23 protein-coding genes are annotated in these 25,661 nt (G+C 74.0%); 12 read left to right on the forward strand and 11 right to left on the reverse strand.

From position 1 onward, the window contains the following. Positions 1–591: 591 nt before the first annotated feature. The gene (locus tag MPTA5024_RS34805) at positions 592–1,251 is read right to left on the reverse strand and encodes a ferritin-like fold-containing protein (protein WP_036332243.1); all 660 of its coding nucleotides are present in this window, start codon (positions 1,249–1,251) and stop codon (positions 592–594) included. 423 nt (positions 1,252–1,674) lie between these two features. Between MPTA5024_RS34805 and MPTA5024_RS44045 the strand changes: the two genes are divergently transcribed. The 3 genes from MPTA5024_RS44045 to MPTA5024_RS34820 all read left to right on the forward strand — a co-directional run bounded on the left by MPTA5024_RS44045 (position 1,675) and on the right by MPTA5024_RS34820 (position 6,219). Continuing rightward, entirely contained in the window at positions 1,675–3,957 is a 2,283-nt protein-coding gene (locus MPTA5024_RS44045; RefSeq protein WP_442922113.1) for a DEAD/DEAH box helicase, read from the forward strand. A 425-nt stretch (positions 3,958–4,382) separates the two neighbouring features. Further along, entirely contained in the window at positions 4,383–5,261 is an 879-nt protein-coding gene (locus MPTA5024_RS34815; RefSeq protein WP_036332244.1) for an alpha/beta fold hydrolase, read from the forward strand. 46 nt (positions 5,262–5,307) lie between these two features. Then, the gene (locus tag MPTA5024_RS34820) at positions 5,308–6,219 is read left to right on the forward strand and encodes an oxygenase MpaB family protein (RefSeq protein WP_036332245.1); all 912 of its coding nucleotides are present in this window, start codon (positions 5,308–5,310) and stop codon (positions 6,217–6,219) included. A gap of 54 nt (positions 6,220–6,273) precedes the next feature. Here MPTA5024_RS34820 and MPTA5024_RS34825 read toward each other — a convergent pair whose 3' ends face one another. Next, entirely contained in the window at positions 6,274–7,281 is a 1,008-nt protein-coding gene (locus tag MPTA5024_RS34825) for a RecB family exonuclease (protein ID WP_036332246.1), read from the reverse strand. A gap of 4 nt (positions 7,282–7,285) precedes the next feature. Then, positions 7,286–7,996, reverse strand: coding sequence for an MBL fold metallo-hydrolase (locus tag MPTA5024_RS34830; protein ID WP_036332247.1), 711 nt, complete (start codon positions 7,994–7,996; stop codon positions 7,286–7,288). A gap of 208 nt (positions 7,997–8,204) precedes the next feature. Between MPTA5024_RS34830 and bla the strand changes: the two genes are divergently transcribed. Beyond that, positions 8,205–9,185, forward strand: a complete 981-nt coding sequence (gene bla, locus MPTA5024_RS34835) for a class A beta-lactamase (RefSeq protein WP_051459055.1) — start codon at positions 8,205–8,207, stop codon at positions 9,183–9,185. 34 nt (positions 9,186–9,219) lie between these two features. Here the strand turns inward: bla and MPTA5024_RS34840 are convergent, their stop codons facing one another. Then, entirely contained in the window at positions 9,220–9,861 is a 642-nt protein-coding gene (locus tag MPTA5024_RS34840) for a DUF6758 family protein (protein WP_036332248.1), read from the reverse strand. Between the two features lie 72 nt (positions 9,862–9,933). Between MPTA5024_RS34840 and MPTA5024_RS34845 the strand changes: the two genes are divergently transcribed. Further along, positions 9,934–10,371 (forward strand): NUDIX hydrolase, encoded by a 438-nt coding sequence (locus MPTA5024_RS34845; RefSeq protein ID WP_036332249.1) that lies wholly within the window; start codon positions 9,934–9,936, stop codon positions 10,369–10,371. Here MPTA5024_RS34845 and MPTA5024_RS34850 read toward each other — a convergent pair. Then, positions 10,352–12,787, reverse strand: coding sequence for a hypothetical protein (locus MPTA5024_RS34850; RefSeq protein ID WP_036332250.1), 2,436 nt, complete (start codon positions 12,785–12,787; stop codon positions 10,352–10,354). The two genes, MPTA5024_RS34845 and MPTA5024_RS34850, sit on opposite strands and share 20 nt — an antisense overlap. 1,300 nt (positions 12,788–14,087) lie before the next feature. Beyond that, positions 14,088–15,368: a CPBP family intramembrane glutamic endopeptidase gene (locus MPTA5024_RS34860; RefSeq protein ID WP_051459056.1), complete on the reverse strand. Its 1,281-nt coding sequence runs from the start codon at positions 15,366–15,368 to the stop codon at positions 14,088–14,090. Positions 15,369–15,504: 136 nt separating this feature from the next. Between MPTA5024_RS34860 and MPTA5024_RS34865 the strand changes: the two genes are divergently transcribed. Both MPTA5024_RS34865 and MPTA5024_RS34870 read left to right on the forward strand, forming a co-directional pair. After that, positions 15,505–16,191, forward strand: a complete 687-nt coding sequence (locus MPTA5024_RS34865) for a hypothetical protein (protein WP_051459057.1) — start codon at positions 15,505–15,507, stop codon at positions 16,189–16,191. A gap of 136 nt (positions 16,192–16,327) precedes the next feature. Then, the gene (locus tag MPTA5024_RS34870) at positions 16,328–16,879 is read left to right on the forward strand and encodes a DUF6529 family protein (RefSeq protein ID WP_036332252.1); all 552 of its coding nucleotides are present in this window, start codon (positions 16,328–16,330) and stop codon (positions 16,877–16,879) included. 15 nt (positions 16,880–16,894) lie between these two features. On the opposite strand, the gene MPTA5024_RS34875 is transcribed toward MPTA5024_RS34870, so the two are convergent. After that, a complete protein-coding gene (locus tag MPTA5024_RS34875; protein WP_036332834.1) occupies positions 16,895–17,827 on the reverse strand; it encodes an HpcH/HpaI aldolase/citrate lyase family protein in 933 nt (310 codons plus the stop codon). Positions 17,828–18,159: 332 nt separating this feature from the next. On the opposite strand from MPTA5024_RS34875, the gene MPTA5024_RS34880 reads away from it, so the two are divergent. Together MPTA5024_RS34880 and MPTA5024_RS34885 are read left to right on the forward strand one after the other, a co-directional pair. Further along, the gene (locus MPTA5024_RS34880; protein ID WP_036332253.1) at positions 18,160–18,762 is read left to right on the forward strand and encodes a biotin transporter BioY; all 603 of its coding nucleotides are present in this window, start codon (positions 18,160–18,162) and stop codon (positions 18,760–18,762) included. 30 nt (positions 18,763–18,792) lie between these two features. Further along, positions 18,793–19,188, forward strand: coding sequence for a hypothetical protein (locus MPTA5024_RS34885; protein WP_232326777.1), 396 nt, complete (start codon positions 18,793–18,795; stop codon positions 19,186–19,188). An 81-nt stretch (positions 19,189–19,269) separates the two neighbouring features. Here the strand turns inward: MPTA5024_RS34885 and MPTA5024_RS34890 are convergent, their stop codons facing one another. Both MPTA5024_RS34890 and MPTA5024_RS34895 read right to left on the reverse strand, forming a co-directional pair. Next, entirely contained in the window at positions 19,270–19,875 is a 606-nt protein-coding gene (locus MPTA5024_RS34890; RefSeq protein WP_157099894.1) for a TIGR03086 family metal-binding protein, read from the reverse strand. 75 nt (positions 19,876–19,950) lie between these two features. Beyond that, positions 19,951–20,895: an EamA family transporter gene (locus MPTA5024_RS34895; protein WP_051459058.1), complete on the reverse strand. Its 945-nt coding sequence runs from the start codon at positions 20,893–20,895 to the stop codon at positions 19,951–19,953. A 111-nt stretch (positions 20,896–21,006) separates the two neighbouring features. On the opposite strand from MPTA5024_RS34895, the gene MPTA5024_RS34900 reads away from it, so the two are divergent. Genes MPTA5024_RS34900 through MPTA5024_RS34910 form a run of 3 tightly spaced genes read left to right on the forward strand, consistent with a single transcriptional unit; the run spans position 21,007 to position 23,866 of the window. Continuing rightward, positions 21,007–22,212: a magnesium transporter MgtE N-terminal domain-containing protein gene (locus MPTA5024_RS34900; RefSeq protein ID WP_269750661.1), complete on the forward strand. Its 1,206-nt coding sequence runs from the start codon at positions 21,007–21,009 to the stop codon at positions 22,210–22,212. Then, positions 22,209–22,670: a DUF1003 domain-containing protein gene (locus MPTA5024_RS34905; RefSeq protein ID WP_036332255.1), complete on the forward strand. Its 462-nt coding sequence runs from the start codon at positions 22,209–22,211 to the stop codon at positions 22,668–22,670. Before MPTA5024_RS34900 ends, MPTA5024_RS34905 begins: the two co-directional genes overlap by 4 nt. Positions 22,671–22,726: 56 nt before the next feature. Next, positions 22,727–23,866, forward strand: a complete 1,140-nt coding sequence (locus MPTA5024_RS34910) for an Mrp/NBP35 family ATP-binding protein (protein WP_036332256.1) — start codon at positions 22,727–22,729, stop codon at positions 23,864–23,866. 18 nt (positions 23,867–23,884) lie between these two features. Here the strand turns inward: MPTA5024_RS34910 and MPTA5024_RS34915 are convergent, their stop codons facing one another. Beyond that, positions 23,885–24,226, reverse strand: coding sequence for a sec-independent translocase (locus MPTA5024_RS34915; protein WP_036332839.1), 342 nt, complete (start codon positions 24,224–24,226; stop codon positions 23,885–23,887). An 82-nt stretch (positions 24,227–24,308) separates the two neighbouring features. Continuing rightward, positions 24,309–25,616 (reverse strand): S1C family serine protease, encoded by a 1,308-nt coding sequence (locus MPTA5024_RS34920; RefSeq protein ID WP_051459059.1) that lies wholly within the window; start codon positions 25,614–25,616, stop codon positions 24,309–24,311. Between the last annotated feature and the right edge of the window lie 45 nt (positions 25,617–25,661).

Genomic DNA, 25,661 nt, shown 5'->3' on the forward strand with positions numbered 1-25,661 from the left:
CTCCCGCCACGGCGGCCAAACCGCTCCCGACGCGCTACGCCGCGCCGGCTACGCCGCTCGTGACACGCCGGCCAAGCCCGCGCTACGCCGTGCCGGCCGTGCCGCTCGCGACACGCCGACCACGCCGCGCTACGCCGCGCCGGCTGTACCGCTCGTGACACGGGGCTCCGACGTCCGGCGGCGCCGCTCGAACTCTCCGGCGCCGCTCCGCGTCAGGGCAGCGAGAAACGGCGTCCCTCCGGTGTCCGGCGGCCGGCAGCCCCATGCCGGCCGCACAACCGGAGATCCAAGGGCAGACCGAGAGCGGTTCAGATGTCGCGGCAGCCGTACCCGCATCCGCGGGGGCGCCGCGCCCGGCTGACCCGGTGGGGCTCATCCCGCCTTCTGCTTGTGGTCGGGCAGTCCGCGCTCCCCCTTCGCAGCACTGCGCGCGAAGTCCAGCGATTCGGCCCACATCTCGTCAAGGAACTGCCGTAGCGGCGCGAGGCCCTCATATCTCGCACGGTACAACCGTTTGGCACCCTCACGCCGCTCGATCAGCAGACCGGCTTGCCCGCGGCGACCGGCGCGGGCTCCCGGCGGCGCGCCGGCTCAGGGGCCGGGGGTGAGGCCGAGGGCCGCCATCCGCTTGCCGTGCTCCTCGGTGAGCTTGGCGAACAGCCGCCCGATCTCCGCGAGGTCCTCGCCCTCCTCCCCGACGAGCAGCCCGGCGAGCTCGGGACGGGCCGCGGCCAGCCGCTGCCCCTGGCTCAGCGCCTCCCCGACCATGCGGCGGGCCCACAGCGCCAGCCGCCCGCACAGCCGGGGGTCGGCGTCGAGCGCCGTCCGCACGCGCTCGACGGCGAACTCCGACCGGCTCTCGTCGGCCAGCACCTCGTCCACCAGGCCGCGGATCGACGGATCGGTGTGCCGGGCCGCCTCCCGGTAGAAGTCCCCGGCGATGCCCGTCCCGACGTACGCCTTGACCAGCGCCTCGTGCCAATCGCGCGGCTTGGTCTGCGCGTGCCAGGCGTCGATCGCGTCCACGAACGGCGCCATGGCCTCCTCCGGGTCCACGCCCATCGACGAGAGCCGGTCCCTGAGCACGCGGAAGTGGCCGTACTCGGTGGCGGCGACGTCCCCCAGCGCCGCCCTGTCGTTCAGGGTCGGGGCCAGCAGAGCGGCGTCCTCCGCCAGCCGGAGGAACGCGGTGAGCTCGGCGTAGGCCAGCACGCCGAGCAGGTCCACAATCCCTGGAGGTGAATCAGTCATGGGTGCAGCGTACGTGTCCGCGCCCCGGGCGTCCGTGCGGCTCCTCACGGGCTCGCGGACGTGCGGCGGAGAGGCGACACGGCACGGACTTTTAGCGGTAAGTCGCAGAAATCGGTTCTCGGTTGTGGTATCGAGTAGACTGCTTCGTGGAAGTGCGACCGCACGACGATGATCCGGGGCCCGTCGGCCTCGGGCCCCCAGTGAAGCTGGATCCCGCGGTCGCTGATCACGACGAGGGCGCGACTGTCCGCGAGGACCCGGACCGGGGAAGATCTGCCGGACGGATGTCCCGGAAGGCCCGTCTTCGCGTACTGATTGAGGCAGGCCACGCTGACAACGACGTTCCGAGACCTGGGTGTGATCCCAGAGATCGCCGATGCCCTCGAGACCGAGGGCATCACTTCACCATTCCCTATTCAGGAGATGGCGCTCCCGCTGGCGCTGTCCGGCCAGGACGTCATCGGCCAGGCGCGCACGGGCACGGGCAAGACGTACGCCTTCGGCGTCGCCATGCTGCAGCTCGTCGGCAAGCCGAGGAAGAACCGCAAGAAGCCGCGCGGGCTCGTCCTCGTCCCGACCCGTGAGCTCGCCATCCAGGTGACCGAGGACCTGGTTCTCGCCGGAGGGAAGCTGGGCTCCCGCATTCTGACCGTCTACGGCGGCCGGGCGTACGAGCCCCAGATCGAGGCCCTCAAGAACGGCGTCGACGTGATCGTCGGCACGCCGGGACGACTGCTCGACCTCGTCAAGCAGAAGCACCTCGATCTCAGCCAGGTGAGCATGCTCGTCCTCGACGAGGCCGACCGCATGCTCGACCTCGGGTTCCTTCCCGACATCGAGCGGATCATCAAGCTCGTCCCCGCCGAGCGGCAGACGATGCTGTTCTCCGCCACCATGCCCGGCGAGATCGTCGCCCTCTCGCGCCGCTACCTCACCCGGCCCATCCATGTGCGGGCCGAGCACGGCGACGCCGAGGCCGAGACGACGACGCTGACGACGCAGCACGTCTACCGCACCCACCGCATGGACAAGATCGAGATCCTGGCCCGGCTGCTCCAGAGCAGCGGCAGCGGGCTCTCGATGGTGTTCTGCGAGACCAAGCGAGCCTGCGACATGGTCGCCGAGCAGCTGCGCGACCGCGGCTTCGCGGTGGCCGCCGTCCACGGCGACCTCGGTCAGGGCCAGCGGGAGCAGGCGCTGCGCGCCTTCCGCAACGGCAAGATCAACGTGCTCGTGGCCACCGACGTGGCCGCGCGCGGCATCGACGTCGACGACGTCACCCACGTGGTCAACTACGACTGCCCCCAGGACGAGAAGGCCTACGTGCACCGCATCGGCCGCACCGGCCGGGCCGGGCGCACCGGCGTCGCCGTGACCTTCGTCGAGTGGACCGAGCTGACCCGCTGGAAGGTCATCAACAACGCCCTCGGCCTGGACTTCCCCGACCCGGCGGAGACCTACTCGAGCTCGCCCCACCTCTACTCGGACCTGGGCATCCCCGAGGGCACCAAGGGCGTGCTGCCGCGCGCCCAGCGCTCCCGGGCCGGCCTGGACGCCGAGGCGCTGGAGGACCTGGGCGAGACCGGGCGGGTCCGTTCCCGCGGCCGGTCCGGAGGCGGCGACCGCGAGGAGCGCCGCGACAAGGAGGAGCGCCGCGAGCGCCCGGCCCGCACCCGCGAGCGCAGGCGCACCCGCGGCGGCCGCTCCGCGGAGACGGCCGAGACGACCGGGACGACCGGCGCGGAGACGCCGATCGACGAGGCCGTGCCGGTCGAGTCGCCGGCCGCGTCGCCGGCCGCGTCGCGGGTGGAGTCGCCGGTCGAGACCGCGACCGTCGAGGCGGCGTCGTCCCGCCGGGGCCGCCGGGGGGCCAACACGGCCGCTCTGAGCGGAGTGCTGGCCGAGACCCCCGCCTCCCGGCCCGACGCGGGTGCCGCCCCGGCCGACCAGGAGCCCGAGACGGCCGCGCCCGCCCGCCGCCGCTCCCGGGCCGCCGACCAGGGCGACCTCCTCGCTCCCGAGACCGAGGCCGAGACCCCGGCCCGGCGCAGGCGCAGGGGCGCCGCCGCCGAGACCGAGGCCCCGGCCGAGATCGGCGACCTGCTCGCCCCCGAGGCCGAGACCCCGACCCGGCGCAGGACCCGGACCCTGACCGAGACCGGCACCGAGGACGTCACCACCCCGCCGGCGCGCCGCCGGACCCGGGCCAGCGGTGACGACCTTCCGGAGGCGGAGACGCCCACCAGGCGCAGGCGCAGGGGCGCCGCCGCCGAGACCGAGGCCCCGGCCGAGATCGGCGACCTGCTCGCCCCGGAGACCGAGACCCCGACCCGGCGCAGGACCCTGACCGAGACCGGCACCGAGGACGTCACCACCCCGCCGGCGCGCCGCCGGACCCGGGCCACCGGCGACGACCTTCCGGAGGCGGAGACGCCCGTCCGCGGCAGGAGGCGGGCCTCGGTCGCCGAGACCCCGGCGCCCCACGCGGACCCGTTCGCCGAGGACGCTCCTCCGCAGGCGGACGTGCCCGCGGCGCGGGCCTCCGGGTCCGAGCCGGAGCGGATCATCCCGGCCAGCCCGTTCAGCATCGTGTTCAGGTCGCCCGACCTGGCGACGGACGACGACGACATCGCGCCGTCCGCCGCCACCGAGCGCGCCCAGCAGCGGCGCCGCCCCGGGCGGCCGAGGCCTCGCAGGACGGGGTGAGGGCCGGAACGGGCACGGCTCGTCCCATGGGTGTGATCAGGCAGACCGGAGAGCGCCGGGCCGTCAGGGCCGGCGCTCTCCGAGCGCTGCCGCCCGGTCGCCCCGGCGCCTCAACAGGCTTACACCCGGCCGCCCCGGCGCCTCCCCAGTCTTCGGCCCGGCCGCCCCGGCGCCTCCCCAGTCTTCCGCCCGGCCGCGACGCCGGGAAACGCCACCCCCGCAGTGGGTATGACCTGGACAGGAGGCATGCGCAATGACCATGCGAAACCCGCATAGGCCGTTCGGCGGTGTCGAGATCGTTCGCGCTGGGTATCGTGATGCCACGTGAGCGAGCGAGCCTGCGTGCACAGCAGACGGTCCGGGGCGGCGGACCCGTACGGTCGTCCACCCGTCCCGGGTGTTCCGGATGAGGTGGAGGAGGCCTCGTGAGTACGCCGCGATTCCTGACCCTCCCCCCGGGTGTGACCGCCCAGCAGATCGAGACTCCGGTGGGGTCGTTCGCCGCCCTGGAGGCGCTGCCCGGCAGCGGGGTCACCGAGCGCTGGCCGGCCGTGCTCGTCCCCGGTTTCACGGGCAGCAAGGAGGACTTCCTCGCGGTCCTGCAGACCCTGGCCCAGGCCGGGCGCAAGGTCGTCGCGGTCGACCTGCGCGGGCAGTTCGAGACCCCCGGCCCGGACGACCCCAAGGCGTACAGCTGTGAGGCCCTGGGCGCGGACGTGGCGGCGATCGCCTCGGCCGTGGGGCAGGGCGAGCCCGTGCACCTGCTCGGGCACTCGTTCGGCGGCCTGGTCGCCCGGGAGACCGTGCTGGCCGGGCAGGCCAAGCTGGCCTCGTTCACGCTCATGAGCTCTGGGCCCGCGGGGATCATCGGCCCCCGCGAGCGCGCCGGCCGCGTCATGCTGGCCGAGCTGCCCGAGTACGGCATCGACTACATGTGGGCCAACCGGCTGGAGCCCGAGGCGCTGCGCGCCGGGGTGCCGGACGACATCGTGGCGTTCCTGCGCAAGCGGCTGCTGGCCAACCACCCGACCGGGCTGGTGTCGATGGCCGAGGAGGTCCTGAACGCGCGCGACCGCGTGCCGGAGCTGGTCGGCTGCGGGCTGGATCTCATGGTCCTGTACGGCGAGCACGACGACGGCTGGCCGCCCCTGCTGCAGGCCGAGATGGCCCACCGGCTGGAGGCCGAGTGCGTCGTGGTCCCCGGCTCGGTCCACTCGCCGGCCGTCGAGGCCCCCGAGACGACGGCGGCGGCGCTCACCCGCTTCTGGAACGCGGCCGAGAGCCGGATGCTCCAGCACGGCTGAACCTGCCGGGACGTCCCCCGCCATCGCGTGTAATGATGCAATTACTATGCCTGGCATCGAAGGCGTCACCGTTCAGCCGCCGGAGTCCGCCACGTGGCTGGTGCACATCGACCGCACGATGTGGGTGGGCGGTGTCCGCGGGCTGATGCTGCAGGCCCTGCATCCGCTGGCGATGCGGGGCGTCTGGCAGAACTCCACCTTCCAGCAGGACCCGTTCGGGAGGCTCCGCCGTACGGCGGACTTCGTCGGGCGGGTCACCTATGGCAGTCCCGAGGAGGCCGAGGAGATCGGCCGGCGGGTCCGGGCGATCCACCGGTCGCTGCGCATCCACGACCCCGACACCGGCAGGACTCACCGGGTGGACGACCCCGAGCTCCTGCTGTGGGTCCACTGCGCCGAGGTCATGTCGTACCTGGAGGTGGTCAGGCGCGCCGGCGCGGGGATCGGCGACGCGCTGGCCGACCAGTACCTGCGGGAGCAGCGGCGCAGCGCGACATACGTGGGCCTGCACGAGGAGGACGTGCCCGGCTCGCTGCGCGAGATGGACGCGTACTTCGACGAGATGCGCCCCCGGCTGCGGGTCATCCCCGAGTCCGCCGCGGCCGTCCGGTTCCTGCTGTGGCCGCGCCTGCCGGGGCCGCTGCGCCTCCTGACGCCCGCGAAGCCGGCGTACCTGCCGTTCGGCGCGCTGTGCTACTACACGCTGCCCCGCTGGGCGCGCGACCTGTACGGCGTGCTGCCCGAGGTGCCGCAGGCCACGGTCACGGCGGCGCTGCGGGCGTTCCGGCTGGCGATGAACTCGGTCCCCGACTTCGTCCACCAGAGGGTGCTGGACGGGCGCACCCGGGACATGCTGCGCGGGTCACGGGAGCGGCTCGCCGCGGCCGGCTACGACGTGGGCAAGGGCCTGCGAGGCCTGGTCGACCCGCGCCGTCAGCCCGGCGGCCTGGCGGTGTGAGGCCGCCCGGGTGAGGCCGTCCCGGCGTCCTCGACCGGCGTCGAGGCGCCCGGATCAGGCCGTCCCGGCGTCCTCGACGGGGTCGGTGACGGCGAGGCCGTCCCAGGGGAGGCGATCGGGGGAGGCGGCGCGGCCCTCCGGGCAGTGGCGCCGGTAGTCGCACCACGAGCAGATGGGCCCGGGCTCGGGCAGGAAGATCGCCTCGATCTCCGGCGGTAAGCGCCTCGCGCCCGGCGCCGCGTCCCCGCCCTCCTCGGCACCCGCGCCGGGCGGACCGGCCGCGGGGGCGCCCCGCGTGTCCGCGGACGTGCCGCCGTCGCGTCTCTGGGCGGGGACGCGGGGGGACGGGTGGGCGGAGGCCCAGGCGCGGTACGCCTCGTCGGCCGCGGCGGCCTCCAGGGCGATCTCCTCGGCCCGGCGCAGGTGGCGGCCGAGGGACTCGTCGGTGTGCTCCCACTCGACGATCGACCCGGTGGGCAGGTGGTGCAGCTCGACCCGGCGGCAGCGCCGGTGCATCATCCGCGACGAGGCGACGGCGTAGAGGGCCAGCGCGATCGACGAGCGGGCGTCGTCACCGGTCAGCGGCCGGCGCCCGGTCTTGTAGTCCACCACGACGAGCTCGTCGCCTCGCCGGTCGAGACGGTCGACGCGGCCGGAGACGGAGATGACCGACGTGCGGGTCGCGACGACCCGCTCGACGCCCACCGGCTCGTCGGCGGGGTCGAGCGTCCCGGAGTACGCGGACACCATGTCACGCGCCCGGTCGCGCCAGACGGCCGACTGCTCGTCGTCCCGGAAGCCCTCGCGGATCCAGCCGTTCGTCAGCAGGATGGCCGCCATCAGCGGGGTGCGGCGCTCGTACGGCTCACGCCACCAGGCGGCCAGGGCGTTGTGGACCGAGGCCCCCACGCTGTTGTGCGCCCAAGGGGGCCCCTTCGGCGGGGCGGGCCGGTCGAGATAGGTGAAGCGGTACCGGCGGCGGCAGTCGAGCCAGGTGTTCAGCCGTGACGGCGTGCAGGTGTAGAGCCGCCGCGGCATGCCCTCCAGCCCGAGCTGCTCCATCGTCCTACTCGTCGTCGAGGCTCAGCCTGATGCCCGAGGCGCCGGTGCCGTCGACCAGCGGCGGCGGCTCCGACTCCTCCGTCCCGGTGAGGGACCCGGCCAGCCACCGGTCGAACTGCGGCTCCAGGTCGCCGATCGTGCCCTCCTCGCCATGTGCGGGCAGGACCCGGGTCTCGTGCGGGAGCGTGAACAGCCGCTCGCCGATCGAGGTGAGCTGGTCGGCGAGCGCGGGGTACTCCCCGCCGAGCTTGCCCGGGCCGTCCATCAGCAGCGTCTTGCCGGTGAAGACCGCGCCCAGCTCCTCGCAGTAGAGGGAGACGCCGCCCGGGGTGACGCCGGGGGTCGCGAGGACCTCCAGCTCGACGTCGGCGACGGAGAACAGCCCCTCGTCCTCCATCTCGATGTCGGGCCAGGTCTCCTCCCAGGTCTGGCGCCACAGGCGCTTGTCCTTGGAGTGCACCGCGATCACGGCCTCGTCCCTGGCGGCCACCTCGATGGCGGCGCCGACGTGGTCGGGCAGGCCGTGGGTGCAGATCACCGCGAGCACCTCGCGGTCGCCCACCTTCTCGAGGATCTTCTCGGCGTCCCGCGCGGGGTCGATGACGATGACCTCGTCGTCGTCGCCGAGGATCCAGGTGTTGTTCTCGACCTTGTGCTCGACGCCCTCGATGTCCACCGGGCCCGAGGTAACGACTCGTTCGATACGCGCTGTCACGGCTCAGAACCTTACTATCCCTCGCGGATCAGGCCCGCCGAACGACGGACGGCCCTTTCCCGGCTCTTCCCGCCGCCGGTTCCGGCCTCTCCTGACCTGCTCTCCTACGTCCATGGTTGTCGGCCGCTTCCACGATATCGACAGTGGACGCCGCCGTACGGCGTCTGCTTTGCTCCTTGCCCCAGCCGGACGAGAACGAGGACAGGGCATGCGACACCTCCGTACCCGTGGTCTCCCGATCGCGGTGAGGGCCACGCTGGCGCTCGGCCTGCTCACGGGGGCCGCCGCCTGCCGTGAGGACACCGCCGCGGCTCCCGCCCCTGCGGCGACGCCGACGCCGAGCCGGACCGCCGTCCCCACAGCCCGGCAGACCGCGGGACAGGCGCTGGTCCGGCGGGAGCTGCGCGCGCTGGAGGCGTCTTTCCGGGGCCGGATCGGCGCCTACGCCGTCGACACGGCCACCGGCGCCACGGTCTCCTACCGGCCGGACGAACGGTTCCCCCTGCTGTCCACGTTCAAGGCCCTGGCCGCGGCGGCCGTGCTGCACACGGCCCGCACCTCCGATCCCGGCCTGATGAGCCGCGTCGTCCACTGGACGGCCGCGGAGGTGAAGCCCAACTCGCCGATCACGGCCGGGCACGTGGAGGACGGGCTGACGGTGGCGCGGCTGTGCGAGGCGGCCGTCACCCGCAGCGACAACACCGCAGGGAACATTCTGCTGAAGCGGGTCGGTGGACCGGCGGGCCTGACCCGGTATCTCCGCTCGATCGGAGACGGCACGACCCGGCTCGACCGCTGGGAGACCGGCCTCAACGTCTGGAGCCCCGGAGAGAGGCGGGACACGACCACGCCGGCCGCCGTCGTCCGGGACCTGCGCGCGCTCACCGTCGGCGACGCGCTCACTCCGCAGGACAAGGACCGGCTGAACGGCTGGCTCCGCGCCACCCGCACCGGCGACGCCCGCATCCGCGCCGGCCTGCCCGCGACCTGGCTCGTCGGCGACAAGACCGGCACCGGCTCGTCGTACGGCACGGCGAACGACATCGCCGTCGTCCGGCCCGGCCGGACCGGCGCCCCGATCGTGATGGCCGTCTACACGACGCGCAAGGCGGCCGGCGCCCCCGCTGACGAGAAGGTCGTCGCCGAGACCGCCGCCGTCCTGGCCCGCGGCCTCGGCAGGCTCGCGTAGAACGGCGCCGGCGCGGTCCCTGTGAGCGGGGGTGTCAGAGGTCGCCGTCGAGGCGGGGGGAGAACGCGCCGAACGGCAGGTCGAGCTCCTGGTCGTGCTCGCGCAGGTCGCGCAGCGAGAGGTTGGCCAGCGCGATGAAGCAGCCGGCCTCGGCCGGCCAGGCGATCGTCCACAGCCAGTTGCCGAGCGCCTCGCCGACGTAGACCGCCCGGTCCTCCGGGACCCTGCCCGCACACCACAGCGCCGTCGGATGCCCCCGGGCGTCGATCTTCGCGTGCGGCGGCCCGGCGTCGAACCCGGCCCCGGGATCGGGCCCGGGAAGCCCCGCGAACGCCGCCCCGAGACCCACCCCCGGCTCCTCGGCGATGACCAGCATGTCGGCCGGGCCGTGGGTGATCGACGGCCCGGTCAGGGCGACGACGCTCGCCCTGACCCCGGTGCGCTCGTCGCCCGCCTCGGCGAAGCCGGTCACCAGCCAGCCCATCGGGAGCGGCCACGGAAGCCAGACGGGCACCCGGGCGGCCTCCCGCAGGGCGTCGAGGGCGAGACGGGAGGGGCGACGGGGAGGCTGAAGGGGCAGCACGTCCCCGTGCGCGTCGCAGCGCCAGGAGCTCGTCCAGACGCTCGGCTCGTGCAGCGGCCCGAAACACCGCGGACAAGTGGGCGCGGTTCTCACAACTACTCACGGTGCGTCGCACCGCTGCCGACGTCAAGAGCCTGCCCGTTATCCAGTCGTAATCTTGGTGATGTGCGGTTCATCAGATGTGTCGGGGCCATCGTGGCCGACGCCGACGGGCGTCTCCTGCTGGTGCGGCGCGGCCACCCTCCGGGCGAGGGCCTCTGGTCGCTGCCGGGCGGCCGGGTGGAGCCCGGCGAGACCGACGAGCAGGCCCTCCGCCGGGAGATGGCCGAGGAGACCGGTCTCGACGTAGTGGTCGGCGGGCTCGCGGGCATGGTCACGCGCCCCGGGCCTGACGGCGTCACCTACGAGATCCACGACTACCTCGCGACGCCCGCCGGCGGACGCCTGTCCCCCGGCGACGACGCCGCCGACGCCCGCTGGTGGCCGCCGCCCGATCTCGTACGGCTCCCGCTGACCGACGGCCTGGTCGACGCCCTCACGGCCTGGGGCGTGATCGACGTGACCACGCCTCGACCTGACACGTCTAGCGGTCGCCCGAGGTGACCGTGCTGCGCCAGAGGGTGAGGTGGTCGTCCGCGTACGTCGTGGACCTGCCGATGGCGACGACCCGGCTGCCCGACACGGCCACCGCCCCGAGCCACTGGGATCCCGGCCCGCCCAGGCCGTCCTGGGTCAGCTCCTGCAACGTCCAGTCGAGGCCGTCGCCGGAGATCCACGCGGCGCTGTCGCCCTCGCCGCCCTCGCCGTGCGCGCCCACCGCCACCAGCCCGTCGCGGGTCGCGGTCAGGTCGAGGACGACCGCCGGCTCCTCGGCGGGCAGGGTGCCGTACTCCCAGGTCGCGCCGTTGTCGGTCGAGACGGCGGAGAACGGGCGGACGCCCTCGCCGGTGACGGCCGTGCCCACCACGACGACCGCCGACGCCGTCGTCACGACGTGGCGCAGGCCGGCCGACGTGACGCCCGGCGGGACCACGCCGCTGCGGGAAGTCCAGTTGAGGCCGTCGGACGAGATCCACACGACCCCGGTCTCCCGGTCGGCCGAGCCGGACGCGCCGACCGCCATGAACCCGTACGGCGTCGCGGCCACGTCGTGGATCCGCACGCCCGCTCCCCCGGCCGGCATGCTCGACGCGGCCGACCGCGTGAACCGCCTGAGGTCGGGGCTGAACCACAGCGCGGGCACCACGCCGGTCGCCCCCCTGTCCTCGCCCGCGAGGACGTACCCCTTGTGTCCGGCGGCCACGACCTGGGGCGCGAGCAGGAAATGGCCCGGGGGGACGTCGAGGACCGGACCCGGCCGCCAGGTGCGGCCGTCCGCCGACGTGACCAGCAGCGGCCGGGTCACCGCGGGATCGGTCATCGTGCTGCCGGCCGCCAGCCACCCTCGGGGGCCGTGGGCGACGCCGCTGAGCGCCTGCCGTCCCGGGCCGCCGAGCAGGTCGGGGTAGGACGCGTCCTTCCAGTTGGCCCCGTTGTTGCCGCTGGTCCAGATCGCGGCGTCGCCGTTGGCCGAGCCGACCGCCACGAACGCGCCGTCGGCGGCCGCCACGTCCGCGGTGTCCCTGGCCAGGCGGTTCAGCCCGGGGATCGAGTCGAGCGGGACGGCCCTGGCCGCCTCACCCTTGCCCGCCGTCATGAGGACGGGCAGGTTCTCCACGTCGCCGGGGCCGCGCTTGTCGCCGCCGGCCACGAGCAGGCCGGCGTCGGTGATGGTCAGCCCGCGGAGCGTGCCGGGGATCTCGCCGAGGTCGGCACTCCTGGTCCACTTCCGGCCGTCCTCGCTCGTGTAGACGGCGTAGCGCTCCCAGGCCGACTCGGCCACCGCCGCGACCCCGGCGGCCGACGCCGCGAGGCCGCGCACGCCGGTGCCCTCGGCGCTCAGCTTCCCGATCACCCCGCACTGGGACCACCGGGCGCCGTCCGGCGAGCAGTAGACCCGCACGTCCCCGGCGTCCGACTTCTGCCGCGTCGGCACCAGCAGGAACCCCTTCGCGGTGACCGCCAGCGCTCCCGGCTCCGGCCGTACGTCGGCCAGGGCGGCGGCGGTGCGGAGCCAGCTGCGGCCGCCGTCGTCCGAGCGCAGGATCACCGACACCGAGTCGCCGGACCCAGGGTCGGCCAGCACCACGACCTTGTCGCCGCGCGCCGCCACCGCCCGCATGCCCCTGACCTTGTCGGGGGTGCCGATCTGGTCGGTGTCGACCCTCGTCCAGCTCCTCCCGTCCGGCGAGACCCAGGCGACCGGGCCTGCCGTGCCGTCCTTGAGCGTCGTGGCGCCCACGGCGAGGAAGCCGCTCGCGGTCCTGGCCACGTCGGCGATGCGGTCCTGGCTCCAGAACGCGGTGAGCCCCGCCGGGTCCACCGCCGTCCACGAACGGCCGTCGGAGGAGACCCACATCCCGCGGGCGCCGGGACCCGCCGGGCCGGGGGCGTCGGTCCCGACGGCCAGCCAGCGGCCGCCGCCGCCCGCGACCCGGCCGACCGCCCCCGCGCTCGGCTCGTACCCGGCCGGGCCCGCGACGTGACCGAGCTGCCAGTCCCTGCCGCCGTCGGTGGACACGAGGAACAGCGGCCGCGGGCTCGGGCTCGTCGTGTCGCTGCCGACCGCCACCACCGTCGTCCCGGACGAGGCGAACGCGTTGAGCACCTGGCTCGACCCGTTGCCGGGCATGCCGGGCGCCGCGAACGCCACGTCGCCCGACTGGCCGTCGCCGGCCGCCAGCCGCAGCCCGGCCGTGGACGGCTCCCGCGTCCACCTGACCACGGCCACGCCGAGGACGGCGGCGACCATCAGGACCACCGCCACCACGAGAGGGGTCACCAGCCTGCCGGAGGGGTACCGGCGGGGCGGCAGGGCCCGCCGATGGCGCCGGCCGCCGCCCGCGCGGGGCGGGCCGACGGCCACGAGCACGTCCGGACGGGCGGGCCGCCCGCCCGGAGGACGGCCGATCCGCTCCACCGGCTCCCGTACGGGCTCCTCCGGGGACTCCCCGTACGGCGGCTTGTCGTCCGGGGGGACCGGTTCCTGAGGGCGGTCCCGGTACGGGGGCTGGTAGGCGTGGGGGCCGGGGCGGCGGACCTCGTCGGTCTGCCCAGGTTCGGGCTCGGCGGGGATCTCGGGCCGGAGGCGGATGCCGGACCCGCCCGGCTCGCCGAGATCGTGCCGCGATGCCGGCTCGGGAGGGGTGTGGCTCCAGACCTGTCCCGGCTGCGACGGCGAGTCGCCCTCCCCCGGCCGCCCGGGCGACGCGCCGGCCGGCGCGGAGGAGGGTCGTGATGGACCGGGTGCGGACGGGGTGTCGCCTGAGGGCCCGGACGTCCCGCGCGATGAGCCGGGTGCAGAAGGGGTCTCGCGTAAGGGCCCGGGCGCGGATGGGGCCTCGCGCGACGGACCTGGCGCGGACGACGGCTCGCGTAAGGGGCCGGACGGCGGGGTGTCGAGCTCGGGGGCTCCGGGGCCGTCGGGGTTCTCGTGGGGGATCCGGGCTCGGGTCACCCGGGGCGGACCGGACGCGACCAGCTTGTCCGGCCGGTTCACCATCCGCCTCGGCGGCCCCTCGGCGCGTTCAGGGTCGCGCTCCGGGTCACGCTGCCCGGGGCTCTCGCCGCCGGACGTCCGGCCGGCCCCGGCGGACGGCACGCCCGCCCCCGGCCGTCCCGGATCGCCGCCGCCCGCGGACGCCGGATCCGGCGACCTGGCACCCTCGCCGTGCCAGGTCGCCGGGGCGGCGTCGCCGCCGGCCTCGGGCGGGGAATCCTCCGCGGAGGACCGCCCCGGCGAACGGCCGTGCCGGGGCTCGGCCGGGGCGTACGGCGCCGAGTAGGGCCGCCTCCCGCTCCTCGTCGCGCGCTCGCCCTCCCGCGGGGGCTCGGGCCGGGACTCCGGCCGCGGAGCCCAGCCGCTCTGGCCGGGCTCGCGCCCCTCCCGATCCTCCGGCTCTTCCGCGTCCTCCGGCACGGGGGCGGAGAACGGGGGCAGGGCCCAAGGGGAGGGGCCGGGGGGCGAGTGGTGAAGTGTCGGAGGGGACGCCGGGTGCTGCTGGGACTCCTCTGCGCGTGAGGTGCTCTGGTCGTCGGCGGCATGCCGCCGGTCGCGCTCGTGGGGGCCCGAGGCCACGCTCAGTACCTCCTACCCAAGGGGGGCTAATCCGGACCGTTCCACCACTGGTACGGCAAAGCGGACGCGATCATTGTGATACCCCATCACCAATCCAGAGCAACACGGGAACGCGCCCGGAACCAGACCTCTCTAGTCAGATTTATCGGGAGAGTGTCTGAATTGCCCTCTTACGGGCGATAACGACGATTCCAATGCCGTACACGGCGAACTGCACCAGCGTCCCGGTGAGCGACTGCCACGGCAGCGACCCCTGCTGCAGCGCTCCGCCCATGTCCCCGGACGCGGCGACGACTCCGAACGCCACCACGTTGTTCGTCGCGTGCAGCGCGATCGGGGCCTCCAGGCCGCCCGTGAGGATCGCGAGCCAGCCCATCAGGATGCCGAACCCGAAGACGTAGGCGATGCCCCACTCGGTGTACCCGTGCAGGGCGGCGAAGGCCACCGATCCCAGCAGGATGCCCGGCCAGGGATTGCGCAGGTACGCGCCGAAGGACTGGAGGATCCACCCCCGGAACGCGTACTCCTCGGCGGCCGCCTGGAACGGCACGAGCACGAGGATGAGGATCATCGGCGGGAGGAACGCCTCCCACCCGGCCCACCGATAGCCGGGATCCTCGCCGGTGGCCTCCAGCGTCGCCCCCTCCACGAGCTGGCCGAGCACGACCGCGACCAGCGCGACGACCAGGCACGCCCCCAGCCATCTCCACCGGAAGCGCAGGGCGACCGACGACAGCGACCCCGGCAGCCGCCGCTGGACCGCCCAGGCCGCGCCGAAGACGAGCGGAATCGCGAGGGCGATCACCCCGAGGTGGACGCCGAGGTCGAGGACGGGATCGGCGAAGATCCGGTCGCCGCCCATCGCCATCTGCGTGCCGAGCAGCAGCGACACCAGCGCGGCCAGCAGCCCGACGCCGATCGACACGACCAGGAACGCGGCGACGATCAGAAGAGTGCCCACGACGGGCCGCCACCACCGGTGCGCGGCCGTCCGGGCCAGCCGGTCGTAGCGGGTCCCCGCCGGAGGCGGCACGGCCCACGTGGTGCGCGGCTGCCACGGGTAGGGCGGGAACGACTGCCCCTGCGCCCAGCCCGGCTGTCCCGCCCACGGCCCCTCGCCCTGCGCCCAGCCCGGCTGCCCCGCCCACGGCCCCTCGCCCTGCGCCCAGCCCGGCTGCCCCGCCCACGGCCCCTGCCCCAGCGTCCCGTCCGGCTGTCCCGCCGGCCGGTGCGGCTCGGGAGGCCGTCCCGGGTCGTGGCCGGGCTGCGGCCCGTACGGTCCCGCGGCGTACGGCCCGGCGGCCGGAGGCGTGCCGGGCCGGTCCTCGTGAGGCGCACCGGTTCCGGCCCCGCCGTCGGCGGGCTCGTCCCGCGACGGGCCGGCCGGGTGTGAGGCCGCCGGGTCCGGCTGAGGTTCGCTCATGTCTCCATTGTTCGCGCCCGCCCGGGGACGCCTTTCGACGGGCCTGCTCCTTTGCGTAGAAGTTCACAGACAGGCGGCCCGCTCCCGGGTTCACTCGGCAGGAGGAAACACCAGGTAGATCGACCAGGAGCATGACATGAGCCGCTCAGGACCCTTCTTCACCCTCGCCGCGGGCGCCGTGCTCGCGGCCGGCCTGGCAGCGGCCAGCGTGACGGCCGCGCCCGCCCTCCGCCAGGTGGACGCGCAGGCCGCCGCCCCTCCCGTGGAGGTCACCACCACCCCCGGGCAGACGGCCGCGCCACAGCAGACCGACTCCGCGCAGGCCGAGCCCGCGGCCGTGGACACCACGCCGAAGAAGGCCGACTACGCCGGCGTCGCCCAGGGGAACGGCGGCCTCGTCGCCATCGCCGTACGCGACGGCCGGGCCGTGGCGTACTTCTGCGACGGCCGCATCGAATCCTGGCTCAAGGGGACCGCCGCGGACGACACGGTCGTCCTCAAGGGCCGGCACTCCCTGATCACGGCCGCCCTCGGCAAGGGCAGGGCCCAGGGAAAGATTCAGTTCGGTGACGCCACCTGGCGGTTCGTCGCCCCGCTCGTCAGGAAGCCGTCCGGGCTCTACCGGGCGACGGCCGTGGTCCGCGGCGCGAAGATCGTCGGCGGCTGGATCGTGCTGCCGGACGGCCAGGAGGTCGGCCGCGTGGGCATCGGCGGCAGCGGCGAGCCCGCGCCCGCCTTCACGCCCGGCTCCCCCGTCGACTACTACGGCGTCCCGCTGCGCCCGCAGGAGCCCGACGCCTTCCTCGACGACCTCGCGCCCTGACCTCTCGTCCCGGAACCCGCCGCGTTCCGGAACCCGCCGCGTTCCGGAACCCGGCCCGTTGTGCCGGAAACCCGGGCCGCTTCGGCGGCGCCCCACCCCACGACCCCCGTCCCGATCGCCTCAGCAGGAGCCTCCCATGACGCACACACAGGCCGCCCCGGCGCGCGGAGCCGCGCCGCTTCTCGTCCCCCTCCTCGCCGGCGGGCTCGTCGCCGTCGCCCTCGGCGTGTACGGCAGGGCCCACGCCCCCACCGGCTTCGCGGTCGGCCTGGCGGGCTTCTCCGGACCGCTCGCCATGAAGGCCTGGCTGACGACCGGGGCCGCGCTGCTGGCCGTCGTCCAGGTGCTGTCGGCCATGGCGCTGTGGGGCAGGATCCCGGTCACCGGCTCGTGGGTGGCGCCGCTGCACCGCTGGTCCGGCCGCCTCGCCTTCGTGCTGACGGTCCCGGTGGCGTTCCACTGCCTCTACTCGCTGGGCGCCCAGTACGACGCGCCCCGTGTGCTCGTCCACTCGGTGCTCGGCTGCTTCTTCTACGGGGTGTTCACGGCCAAGATGCTCGCGCTGCCTAAGCGGGGGCTGCCGGGGTGGACGCTGCCGGTCCTCGGCGGCCTGGCCTTCACCGCGCTCGCCGGGCTCTGGCTGACCTCGTCGTTCTGGTTCTTCACCACGCTCGGCGTGCGGTTCTGACGGCCGGGCCGCCCGTCACGGGGTGAAGGCGCCGGTGCGCCTCAGCCCGGCGGCGCGGCCCTTGGCCGCCACCACCAGCGCCATCTTCCGGGACGCCTCATCGATCATCTCGTCGCCGAGCATGACCGCGCCCCGCTTCTCGACCGTCGTGTGGTACTCGTACGCGTCCAGGATCAGCTCAGCGTGGTCGTAGTCCTCCTGGGACGGCGAGAACACCTCGTTGGCCGTCTCCACCTGGGTCGGGTGGAGCACCCACTTGCCGTCGAAGCCCAGGGCGGCGGCGCGGCGGGCGACCGCCCGGAAGCCGTCCAGGTCGCGGATCTGCAGGTACGGCCCGTCGATCGCCTGGAGGTCGTGCGCCCGCGCGGCCATCAGGATGCGCATGAGGATGTAGTGGTAGGCGTCGCCCTCGTCGTACCCGGGCGGCTGCCGCCCGACCACGAGCGTCCGCATGCCGATCGACGCCATGAAGTCGGCCGGCCCGAAGACCAGCGTCTCCAGCCGCGGCGAGGAGGCCGCGATGTCGTCGGCGTTGACGAGTCCCCGGGCGTTCTCGATCTGCGCCTCGATGCCGATCCGGCCCTCGGGCAGGCCGGTCGCCCGCTCGATCTGGCCGAGCAGGGTGTCGAGCCAGACCACGTGCGCGGCGTCCTGGACCTTCGGCAGCATGAGGCAGTCGAGCCGGTCGCCCGCGCCTTCCACCACGTCGATCACGTCGCGGTAGGTCCACTGCGTGGTCACGTCGTTGACCCGGACGACGACGGTCTTCCCCGTCCAGTCGCCCTCGCGGAGGGCGCCCACGACGTTGCGGCGGGCCTCCTCCTTGGCGCCGGGGGCCACGGAGTCCTCCAGGTCGAGGAACACCTCGTCGGCGGCGATCCCCTGCGCCTTCTCGAGGAAGCGGGGGTTGCTGCCGGGCACCGCCAGGCACGATCGTCGAGCGCGCATGGCCACACCGTAGCGAGGCCCGCCGGGATCGCGGCGCACCGGGCCGCCGGGCGTGTGTCCTTCGGGGCAGCGCCGGACTCGTCGTTGGTGGTAGTGCCGGAACCGGCCTTGGTAGAAGTGCCACAACCCGGCCGCCGGGAGCGGCCGAATCTCCTCCCCCTCCTCGCGTACGGGCCCCTTGCCGCTGTGGCTCTCCTACAAATCCGGCGAATCGTTCTTGGCGCGGGGCCCGTAGGGCTTTGCCCGCGGCTGCCGAAGAATGGGCACGAAGGCAAAGATCCTCCGTGCCCCGACCGGTCGGAGGTCACGAACGTCTCATCAAGGAGTGACCGATGGTCAACGCCGCCACGGGGGCCCGCCCCGCCGTTCTTTCCGATCTCGTCCCCGCGTTCCCGGCCGCCTCCGGCGCGCTGGGCGTCCGGATCCGCGACGCCGCCCTCGTCCTCGGCGGCGCGGCCCTGACCGGCCTGGCGGCCCAGATCAGCGTCCCCGTGCCGGGGTCCCCCGTCCCGGTCACCGGGCAGACCCTCGCCGTCGTGCTCGTCGGCGCCGCGCTCGGCCTGAACCGCGCGGCCCTCAGCATGGCCCTCTACATGATCGCCGGTGTGGCCGGCGTGCCGTGGTTCGCCCACGGCTCGCACGGGTTCGGCGGCGCGACGTTCGGGTACGTCGTCGGCTTCGTGGCCGCCGCGGCGCTGGTGGGGTGGCTCGCCCAGCACGGCGGCGACCGCACGGCGGCCCGCACGGTCGGCACGATGATCCTCGGCAACCTGGTCATCTACGCCTTCGGCCTGCCGGTCCTGGTCGCCGTGACGGGCATGGACCTCGGCACCGCCCTGGTCGAGGGCGCGGGGAAGTTCGTCGTGGGCGACCTGCTGAAGATCGCCGTCGCCGCCGGCCTCCTGCCCACGGCCTGGCGCCTCGCCAACAAGTGATCCGTACCCCGGCGTGAGAGGCTGGGGGGCGTGAGCATCGCGGTCATCGAAGAGGGCGCGAAGAAGTCGGGCGTGCTGTGGCTCGCGCTGCCCTCCGGGGAGCGGCTGGCGTGGCACGTGTGGCACGACGGCGCGATCTACGTGGTGACGGGCGGCGGCGAGCAGCCGCTGCCCGGCCTCGCCGAGTCGGCCGAGGTCGAGGTCACGCTGCGGAGCAAGGACAACGGCTCGCGGCTCGTCCGCTTCCCCGCCTCCGTCGAGGTCGTCGACCAGGCGGCCGCCCCCGACGCGGTGGCGGCCCTGGCGAAGGACCGCCTCAACGCGCCCGACGCCGCCGGCCTGCCCGCCCGCTGGGCCGAGAACGCCACGGTCGTCCGGCTCACACCGCGCCCAAGACCGGACCCCGACCCGGACGGCGGCCCCTGACCGGCCGCGCCGCGGCCGTCCGGCTCACGCCGCGCCCAAGCCCGGACCCGGGGAGCGGGCCCTGAACGGCCGCGGCGCGGGTCAGGGGCGCCGCCCCATGAGGTGCAGCAGCCGATCCTGCCGCGACGCGCCGGGGCCGGGCGTCCCGTCTGGGGCGGCGAAGAACCGGTGTGTCGTGTGGAGGTCGACGGGAGTCTCGGACAGACCGGCGTAGATCTCGGCCAGGTTGTCGTCGACCCACGCGACCAGACCGGGATCCAGAACGTCGTCCGCCCCGAGGGCCCGGGCGAGGTCCCAGGTGTGGATGACGCTGTCCGCGGTCCGCACGGCGAGCGCCTGGCCACCGGTCACCTGCCCCAACGGATAGTCGAGCACGCGCTCCAGGGCGCCCGCCCCCGCGAACGCCCGGGCGCACTCCCTCACCGAACGCGCGTAGGCGCCCACCGGGTCGTCGCCCAGGACGTCGGCGTCGCGCAGCCGCAGGAACTCCTCCTTCGTGCCGCCTCGCAGCAGACGCACGTAGTTGAGATTGCCCCCGGCCATGTGGTTCACGAGATGGCGCACGGTCCAGCCGGCGCAGGGCGTGGGCCCGGACCACTGCCCGGGCCGCACCTCCTGCAGCCTCCGCTCGAACTCATCGCAGGCCAGGACGTAGCGGTCGACGATCCCGTCGAATGCGCGGTTCACGGATACGAGTCTGCCGACGCCGGGCGCGCGGGACCGGCGGGAATGAGACCCCGCATCCAGGCCCCCGTCCCGTCCTCACACGCGGGCGGCCTCGACGGCGGTCGCCGGGTCGTGGGCGGCCGGCAGCCGCACGGTCGCCGACTGGGCGAGCAGGGCCCCGCCGAGCACGACCGCGCCGCCGACGATCTGGGCCGGGCCGAGACGCTCGCCCGCGAGCACCCAGGCGATCACCGCCCCGGCGATGACCTCGATGGACGCCACGGTCGCGCCCACCGCGGCCGACAGGCGCCGGACCGCGGTGACGCCGGTGACGTACGCCACGACCGTCGCGATCAGGACCAGCCAGGCGGCGGCGCCCGCCACGGGCAGGGAGTGGCCGCCGACGCTCGCGCTCCCGGCGAAGGCGGACCAGGGGATGTCCCAGGGGCGCGACACCGGCACGAGGACCACGGCCGCGCCGAGCATCCCCCAGCCGACCAGGCCGAGCGTGTCCACGTCGTCGCCGAAGGAATCGCTCATCAGGAAATATCCGGCGCAGCACGCGGAGGCGACCAGGGCCAGCAGCAGTCCGACCGCGTCCAGGCGCAGGCCGTCCCAGACCTCGACGACGACGGCGAGGCCGGCCACGGCGACGATCGCCCCCAGGTAGGCCGAACGCGGCAGCCGTACATGCCGGACGAACCGCACCCACAGCGCGACCATCACCGGCGAGGTGTACTCGATGAGCAGCGCCACCCCGACCGGCAGCCGGGTGATGGCCAGGAAGAACAGGCACTGGACGGCGGCCACGGCGACCACGGCGTAGGCGGCGAAGAACAGCAGGCGGTTACGGGGGATGCGCAGGGCCCTCGGCCGTACGGCGGCGAGCACCAGGAGCAGGACGACTCCGGCGCCCGCCATCCTGACCCAGACCGCCTCCAGCGGCGTGAGCCCCGCCGCCCCCAGGAACTTGGCCATCGGCCCGGAGAAGCCGAAGCACAACGCAGAGACCGCCGCGATCCCCAGGCTGACCGCCCTCATGTCACCCGCCCGTGTAAGTACTCATTACGTGCTTTGATCCTGTCACAACGGGCGCCTCCGCCGCATCCCTCCGGCGTCCCTCCGTCCGGGCGGCTTGCGTACCCTGGCATGGTGGATCGGATCTTCGTGGCGCGCCTGGCGGGGCTCGCGGTGTTCGACCCGGCCGGCGACCAGATCGGCCGGATCCGGGACGTCGTGGTCTCGCTGCGCGGGGCGCTGCCGCCCCGGGTCCACGGGTTCGTGGTGGAGGTCCAGCCGCGCCGCCGGGTCTTCCTGCCGATCACCAGGATCACCAGCATCGAGGCCCGCGCGGCGATCTTCACGGGCAAGCTCAACGTGCGCCGCTTCGAGCGCAGGGACGCCGAGACCCTCGCCATCGGGGAGCTCCTCGACCTCGGCGTGGAGTACAAGGGCGACCCGGTCACCGTCCAGGACCTCGCGATGGAGCAGCCGCGGCCGTTCGAGTGGCTGGTCACGAAGGTCGCCGTACGGCGCGGGACCCGCCGCAGAGGCGAGACGCTGATCGTGGACTGGGACGAGGTCGGCGGCTTCGAGGTGATCCAGAAGGACCAGGGGGCGGCCAACCTCCTCGCGGCGTTCGAGGCGCTGCGCCCGGCCGACCTTGCCAACATGCTGCATGAATTGCCCAGCAAGCGGATGGCCGAGGTGGCCGCCGCGCTCGACGACGACCGCCTGGCCGACGTCCTGGAGGAGCTGCCCGACCGCGACCAGGTCCTCGTGCTGAGCCGGCTCAACCGGGAGCGGGCGGCCGACGTCCTGGAGGAGATGAGCCCGGACGACGCGGCCGACCTGCTGCAGGACCTTCCCGCGGAGCAGGCCGAGGGGCTGCTGCGGCTCATGGTGCCCGAGGAGGCCGAGCCGGTCCGGCGGCTGCTGAGCTACGGCGAGTTCACGGCCGGCGGCATGATGACCACCGAGCCCGTCGTCCTCCTGCCGACGTCGACGGTCGCGGAGGCGCTCGCGCACATCCGCCAGCAGGAGCAGCTTCCGGCGATCGCCGCGATGGTGTACGTGACCCGCCCGCCCAACGAGACGCCGACCGGCCGCTACCTCGGGGTGGCGCATTTCCAGCGGCTGCTCAGGGAGCCGCCGTCGACGCTGCTCGGCAGCGTGATAGACAACACGGTGGACCCGATCAGACCGGAGCTGACCGTCACCGAGGTGGCCTCCTACCTGGCGACGTACAACCTGGTCGCGATCCCCGTCGTCGACGAGATCGGGCGCCTGCTGGGCGCCGTGACCGTGGACGACGTCCTCGACCACATGCTGCCTGAGGACTGGCGGGAGCGACAGTGACAGAGCGACTCGACCAGCCGCGCGAGCTGACCGTCCGCCTGCGGCCGTACTACGACCCTGAGGCGTTCGGGCGGCTGTCGGAGCGCATCGCCCGGTTCCTCGGCACCGCCCGGTTCATCGTCTACATGACGGTCGTCGTCGGGCTGTGGCTGCTGTGGAACACGTTCGCGCCCTACCAGTTCGACCCCTACCCGTTCATCTTCCTGACGCTGATGCTCTCGCTCCAGGCGTCGTACGCGGCTCCGCTGATCCTGCTCGCGCAGAACCGGCAGGCCGACCGGGACCGCGTGCAGTACGAGCAGGACCGCATGACGGCCGAGCGCAACCAGGCGGAGATCGAGTACCTGACGCGGGAGATCGCGAGCCTGCGGCTGGCCCTGGGCGAGGTGGCGACGAGGGATTACATCAGGTCGGAGCTCCAGCGCCTGCACGACGACCTGACGGGGCGCCCGGCCTGACCGGATACCCAGGGCCCGTGTACTGACAACACCGCCTGAGTCCATAGCATGGATTCATGGCACCATCCCCAGAACTGGTCATGGCTGCGCTCGCGACGGTCAACGATCCCGAGATCCGCCGGCCGATCACCGAGCTCGACATGGTCAAGAGCGTCGACATCTCCCCCGACGGGGTGGTGCGCGTTGGCGTGTATCTCACCGTCGCCGGCTGCCCCATGCGCGACACCATCACACGGGACGTCACGACCGCGGTGTCCCGGATCGACGGCGTGGCCCGCGTCCAGGTGGACATGGACGTCATGAGCACCGAGCAGCGCAAGAACCTGCAGACCAAGCTGCGCGGCGACCGCGGGCCGGAGAAGGAGATCCCCTTCGCCAAGCCCGGCTCGCTGACGCGCGTGTTCGCGGTCGCCAGCGGCAAGGGCGGCGTCGGCAAGTCGTCGGTCACGGTGAACCTGGCCGCCGCGATGGCGTCCTCGGGGCTCAAGGTCGGCGTCGTCGACGCGGACATCTACGGCCACTCGGTGCCGCGCATGCTCGGCGTGAGCGAGCGCCCGACCAAGGTCGAGGACATGATCATGCCGCCGGTGGCGCATGACATCAAGGTCATCTCGGTCGGCATGTTCAAGCCGGAGGGCAACACCCCGGTCGTCTGGCGCGGCCCCATGCTCGACCGGGCGCTCTACCAGTTCCTCACCGACGTCTACTGGGGCGACCTCGACGTCCTGCTCATGGACCTGCCCCCGGGCACCGGCGACATCGCGATCTCGGTGGCCCAGCGGATGCCCACGGCCGAGATCCTCGTGGTGACCACCCCGCAGCAGGCGGCCGCCGAGGTGGCCGAGCGGGCCGGCTCGATCGCCGCGCAGACCCACCAGCAGATCGCGGGCGTCATCGAGAACATGGCGTGGCTGCCCTGCCCGCACTGCGACGAGCGGATCCCGGTGTTCGGCGAGGGCGGCGGCCAGACCGTGGCCGACGCGCTGACCCGCACCCTCGGCGCCCGCGTCCCGCTGCTCGGTCAGGTGCCGATCGACCTGCGGCTGCGCGAGGGCGGCGACGAGGGCAAGCCGCTCGTCCTCACCGACCCCGACTCCCTGGCCGCGGCCGAGCTGCGCCGGATCGCGGGCTCGCTGAGCAAGAAGTCCACCAGCCTCAAGGGCCTCAAGCTGGACATCTCCCCGGTCAAGCACTGATCCCGGCCGGGGGCCGGATCAGGTCGCCTCGTTGTCGTACGGCGGGATCTCCCCGATGCCGAGCTCCGGCGTCGGGGAGACCACCTCGGGGACGGCGGGCGTGCCGTTCCAGTCGTTCTCGAGGTCGTCGAGCAGATGCTTGCGCACGAACGTCTTCGGGTTGAGATCGGCCGGGTCGAAGTTGGAGAACTCCGGGCCCAGGTTGGCCTGGAGGTCGGCCTTCGCGTTGTTCGCCATCTGCCGCAGCTGCCGGAGCGTGCGGCCCGCCTGGGACGCGGCCTGGGGCAGCTTGTCCGGGCCGAACACGAGCAGGGCGATCACCACGAGCGCCAGTAGCTCCGGCCAGCCCATTCCGAACACGGTGATCTCCTTCTGCAAGACGAGCTGGTTTCAGCCTAATGCCCCGTATCGGCGATGGGGACGGCCGACGGCCGCCGCCCGTTCAGGACGGACCGGCCGAGGGGACGGGGGCCGCGCCGACCGTCACGGTCGCCGTTCTGACCTCCCCGTCGTGCTGGAACTTGATCTCCACCCGGTCGCCGGGAGCCCGGCTGCGGATGCTCACGATCAACTCCCGGCTGTCGCCCACGGGCCGGCCGTCCACCTCCAGGATGACGTCGCCCGGCCGCAGGCCCGCCTGGTCCGCCGGGCCTCCCGGCGTGACCGGGGTCGCCCCGCCCGTGGCCTGCGTGGCGATGCGCACGCCCTGGCCCTGGTAGCTCTGGTCGATGCTGATCCCGATCCGCGAGGTCCTGGCCGTCCCGGAGGTGATCAGCTCCTGGGCGATCCGGCGGACCTGGTTGACCGGGATCGCGAACCCGAGGCCGATGCTGCCGGTCTGCTGGCCGAAGCCCGCGCTGCCGCCCAGCGTCGCGATGGCCGAGTTGACCCCGATCACCTCGCCGGCGGCGTTCACGAGCGGGCCGCCCGAGTTGCCGGGGTTGATCGCCGCGTCCGTCTGGATGGCGTTGATGAGCGCGTAGTCGGAGCCGGTGGAGCCACCGGCTTCGACCGGGCGGTTCAGCGAGCTGACGATGCCCGTGGTGACGGTGCCCATCAGGCCGAGCGGCGACCCGATCGCGATGACCGGGTCTCCCACCACGACGCCGTCCGAGTTCCCTAGGGGGAGCTCCGGCGCCCTGATCGGCCCGTCGGGCTTCACCACCGCGATGTCCGAGTTGGGGTCGCGGCCGACGATCCGCGCGCCGAGCGAGCTGCGGTCGGCGAAGCGGATGCGGATCTCCCCGCCCTGCGCGGCGACGGCGACCACGTGGTTGTTCGTGACGACGTAGCCGCCCTTGATGACGAAGCCGGAGCCGGTTCCGGCCTCGCCGCTGCCCCTGACCTCCAGCGACACCACGCTCGGCAGCACCTTCGCGGCCACCCCGGCGACCGAGTCGGGGGCGCGGCCCGTGGGGGCGGCGGACGGCGTGGCCAGCGAGTAGCCCGGGTCGGTGCCGGACGGCGACCGCGTCAGCAGGAACGTCCCCCAGCTCGCGACGCCACCCGCCACCAGGGCGATGACGACCGCGAGCGCCGCGAACAGGGCCAGGTTGAGGCCCCGCTGCGGCGGCTCGGCGGGAGCGGGCGGCGGCGCCCACTCGGGTCCCATGCCGTACGCGCCGGGCAGGGGCGGCGGAGGCGGCGGGGGCTCGGGCGTCCCGCCGAGAGGACCCCAGCGGGGTTCCTCGCCGCCGGGAGAGGGCTCGGGCCGGTCCGACGCGTCGTGCGAACGCGTGTGGTCGGTCATCGGGCAGTCACTCCTCGCGCACGGCGGCATCCGCTTGCGGCCGCC

The sequence above is a fragment of the Microbispora sp. ATCC PTA-5024 genome (assembly GCF_000511135.2).
GTDB classification, from domain to species: Bacteria; Actinomycetota; Actinomycetes; order Streptosporangiales; family Streptosporangiaceae; genus Microbispora; species Microbispora corallina.

What these genes read in the sequence shown, in the direction of transcription:
- MPTA5024_RS34805 (WP_036332243.1), bottom strand. Translation starts at nt 1,251, where the DNA reads ATGACTGATTCACCTCCAGGGATTGTGGACCTGCTCGGCGTGCTGGCC.
- MPTA5024_RS44045 (WP_442922113.1), top strand. Translation starts at nt 1,675, where the DNA reads ATGGCGCTCCCGCTGGCGCTGTCCGGCCAGGACGTCATCGGCCAGGCG.
- MPTA5024_RS34820 (WP_036332245.1), top strand. Translation starts at nt 5,308, where the DNA reads ATGCCTGGCATCGAAGGCGTCACCGTTCAGCCGCCGGAGTCCGCCACG.
- MPTA5024_RS34825 (WP_036332246.1), bottom strand. Translation starts at nt 7,281, where the DNA reads ATGGAGCAGCTCGGGCTGGAGGGCATGCCGCGGCGGCTCTACACCTGC.
- bla (WP_051459055.1), top strand. Translation starts at nt 8,205, where the DNA reads ATGCGACACCTCCGTACCCGTGGTCTCCCGATCGCGGTGAGGGCCACG.
- MPTA5024_RS34860 (WP_051459056.1), bottom strand. Translation starts at nt 15,368, where the DNA reads ATGAGCGAACCTCAGCCGGACCCGGCGGCCTCACACCCGGCCGGCCCG.
- MPTA5024_RS34865 (WP_051459057.1), top strand. Translation starts at nt 15,505, where the DNA reads ATGAGCCGCTCAGGACCCTTCTTCACCCTCGCCGCGGGCGCCGTGCTC.
- MPTA5024_RS34870 (WP_036332252.1), top strand. Translation starts at nt 16,328, where the DNA reads ATGACGCACACACAGGCCGCCCCGGCGCGCGGAGCCGCGCCGCTTCTC.
- MPTA5024_RS34875 (WP_036332834.1), bottom strand. Translation starts at nt 17,827, where the DNA reads ATGCGCGCTCGACGATCGTGCCTGGCGGTGCCCGGCAGCAACCCCCGC.
- MPTA5024_RS34880 (WP_036332253.1), top strand. Translation starts at nt 18,160, where the DNA reads ATGGTCAACGCCGCCACGGGGGCCCGCCCCGCCGTTCTTTCCGATCTC.
- MPTA5024_RS34895 (WP_051459058.1), bottom strand. Translation starts at nt 20,895, where the DNA reads ATGAGGGCGGTCAGCCTGGGGATCGCGGCGGTCTCTGCGTTGTGCTTC.
- MPTA5024_RS34910 (WP_036332256.1), top strand. Translation starts at nt 22,727, where the DNA reads ATGGCACCATCCCCAGAACTGGTCATGGCTGCGCTCGCGACGGTCAAC.
- MPTA5024_RS34920 (WP_051459059.1), bottom strand. Translation starts at nt 25,616, where the DNA reads ATGACCGACCACACGCGTTCGCACGACGCGTCGGACCGGCCCGAGCCC.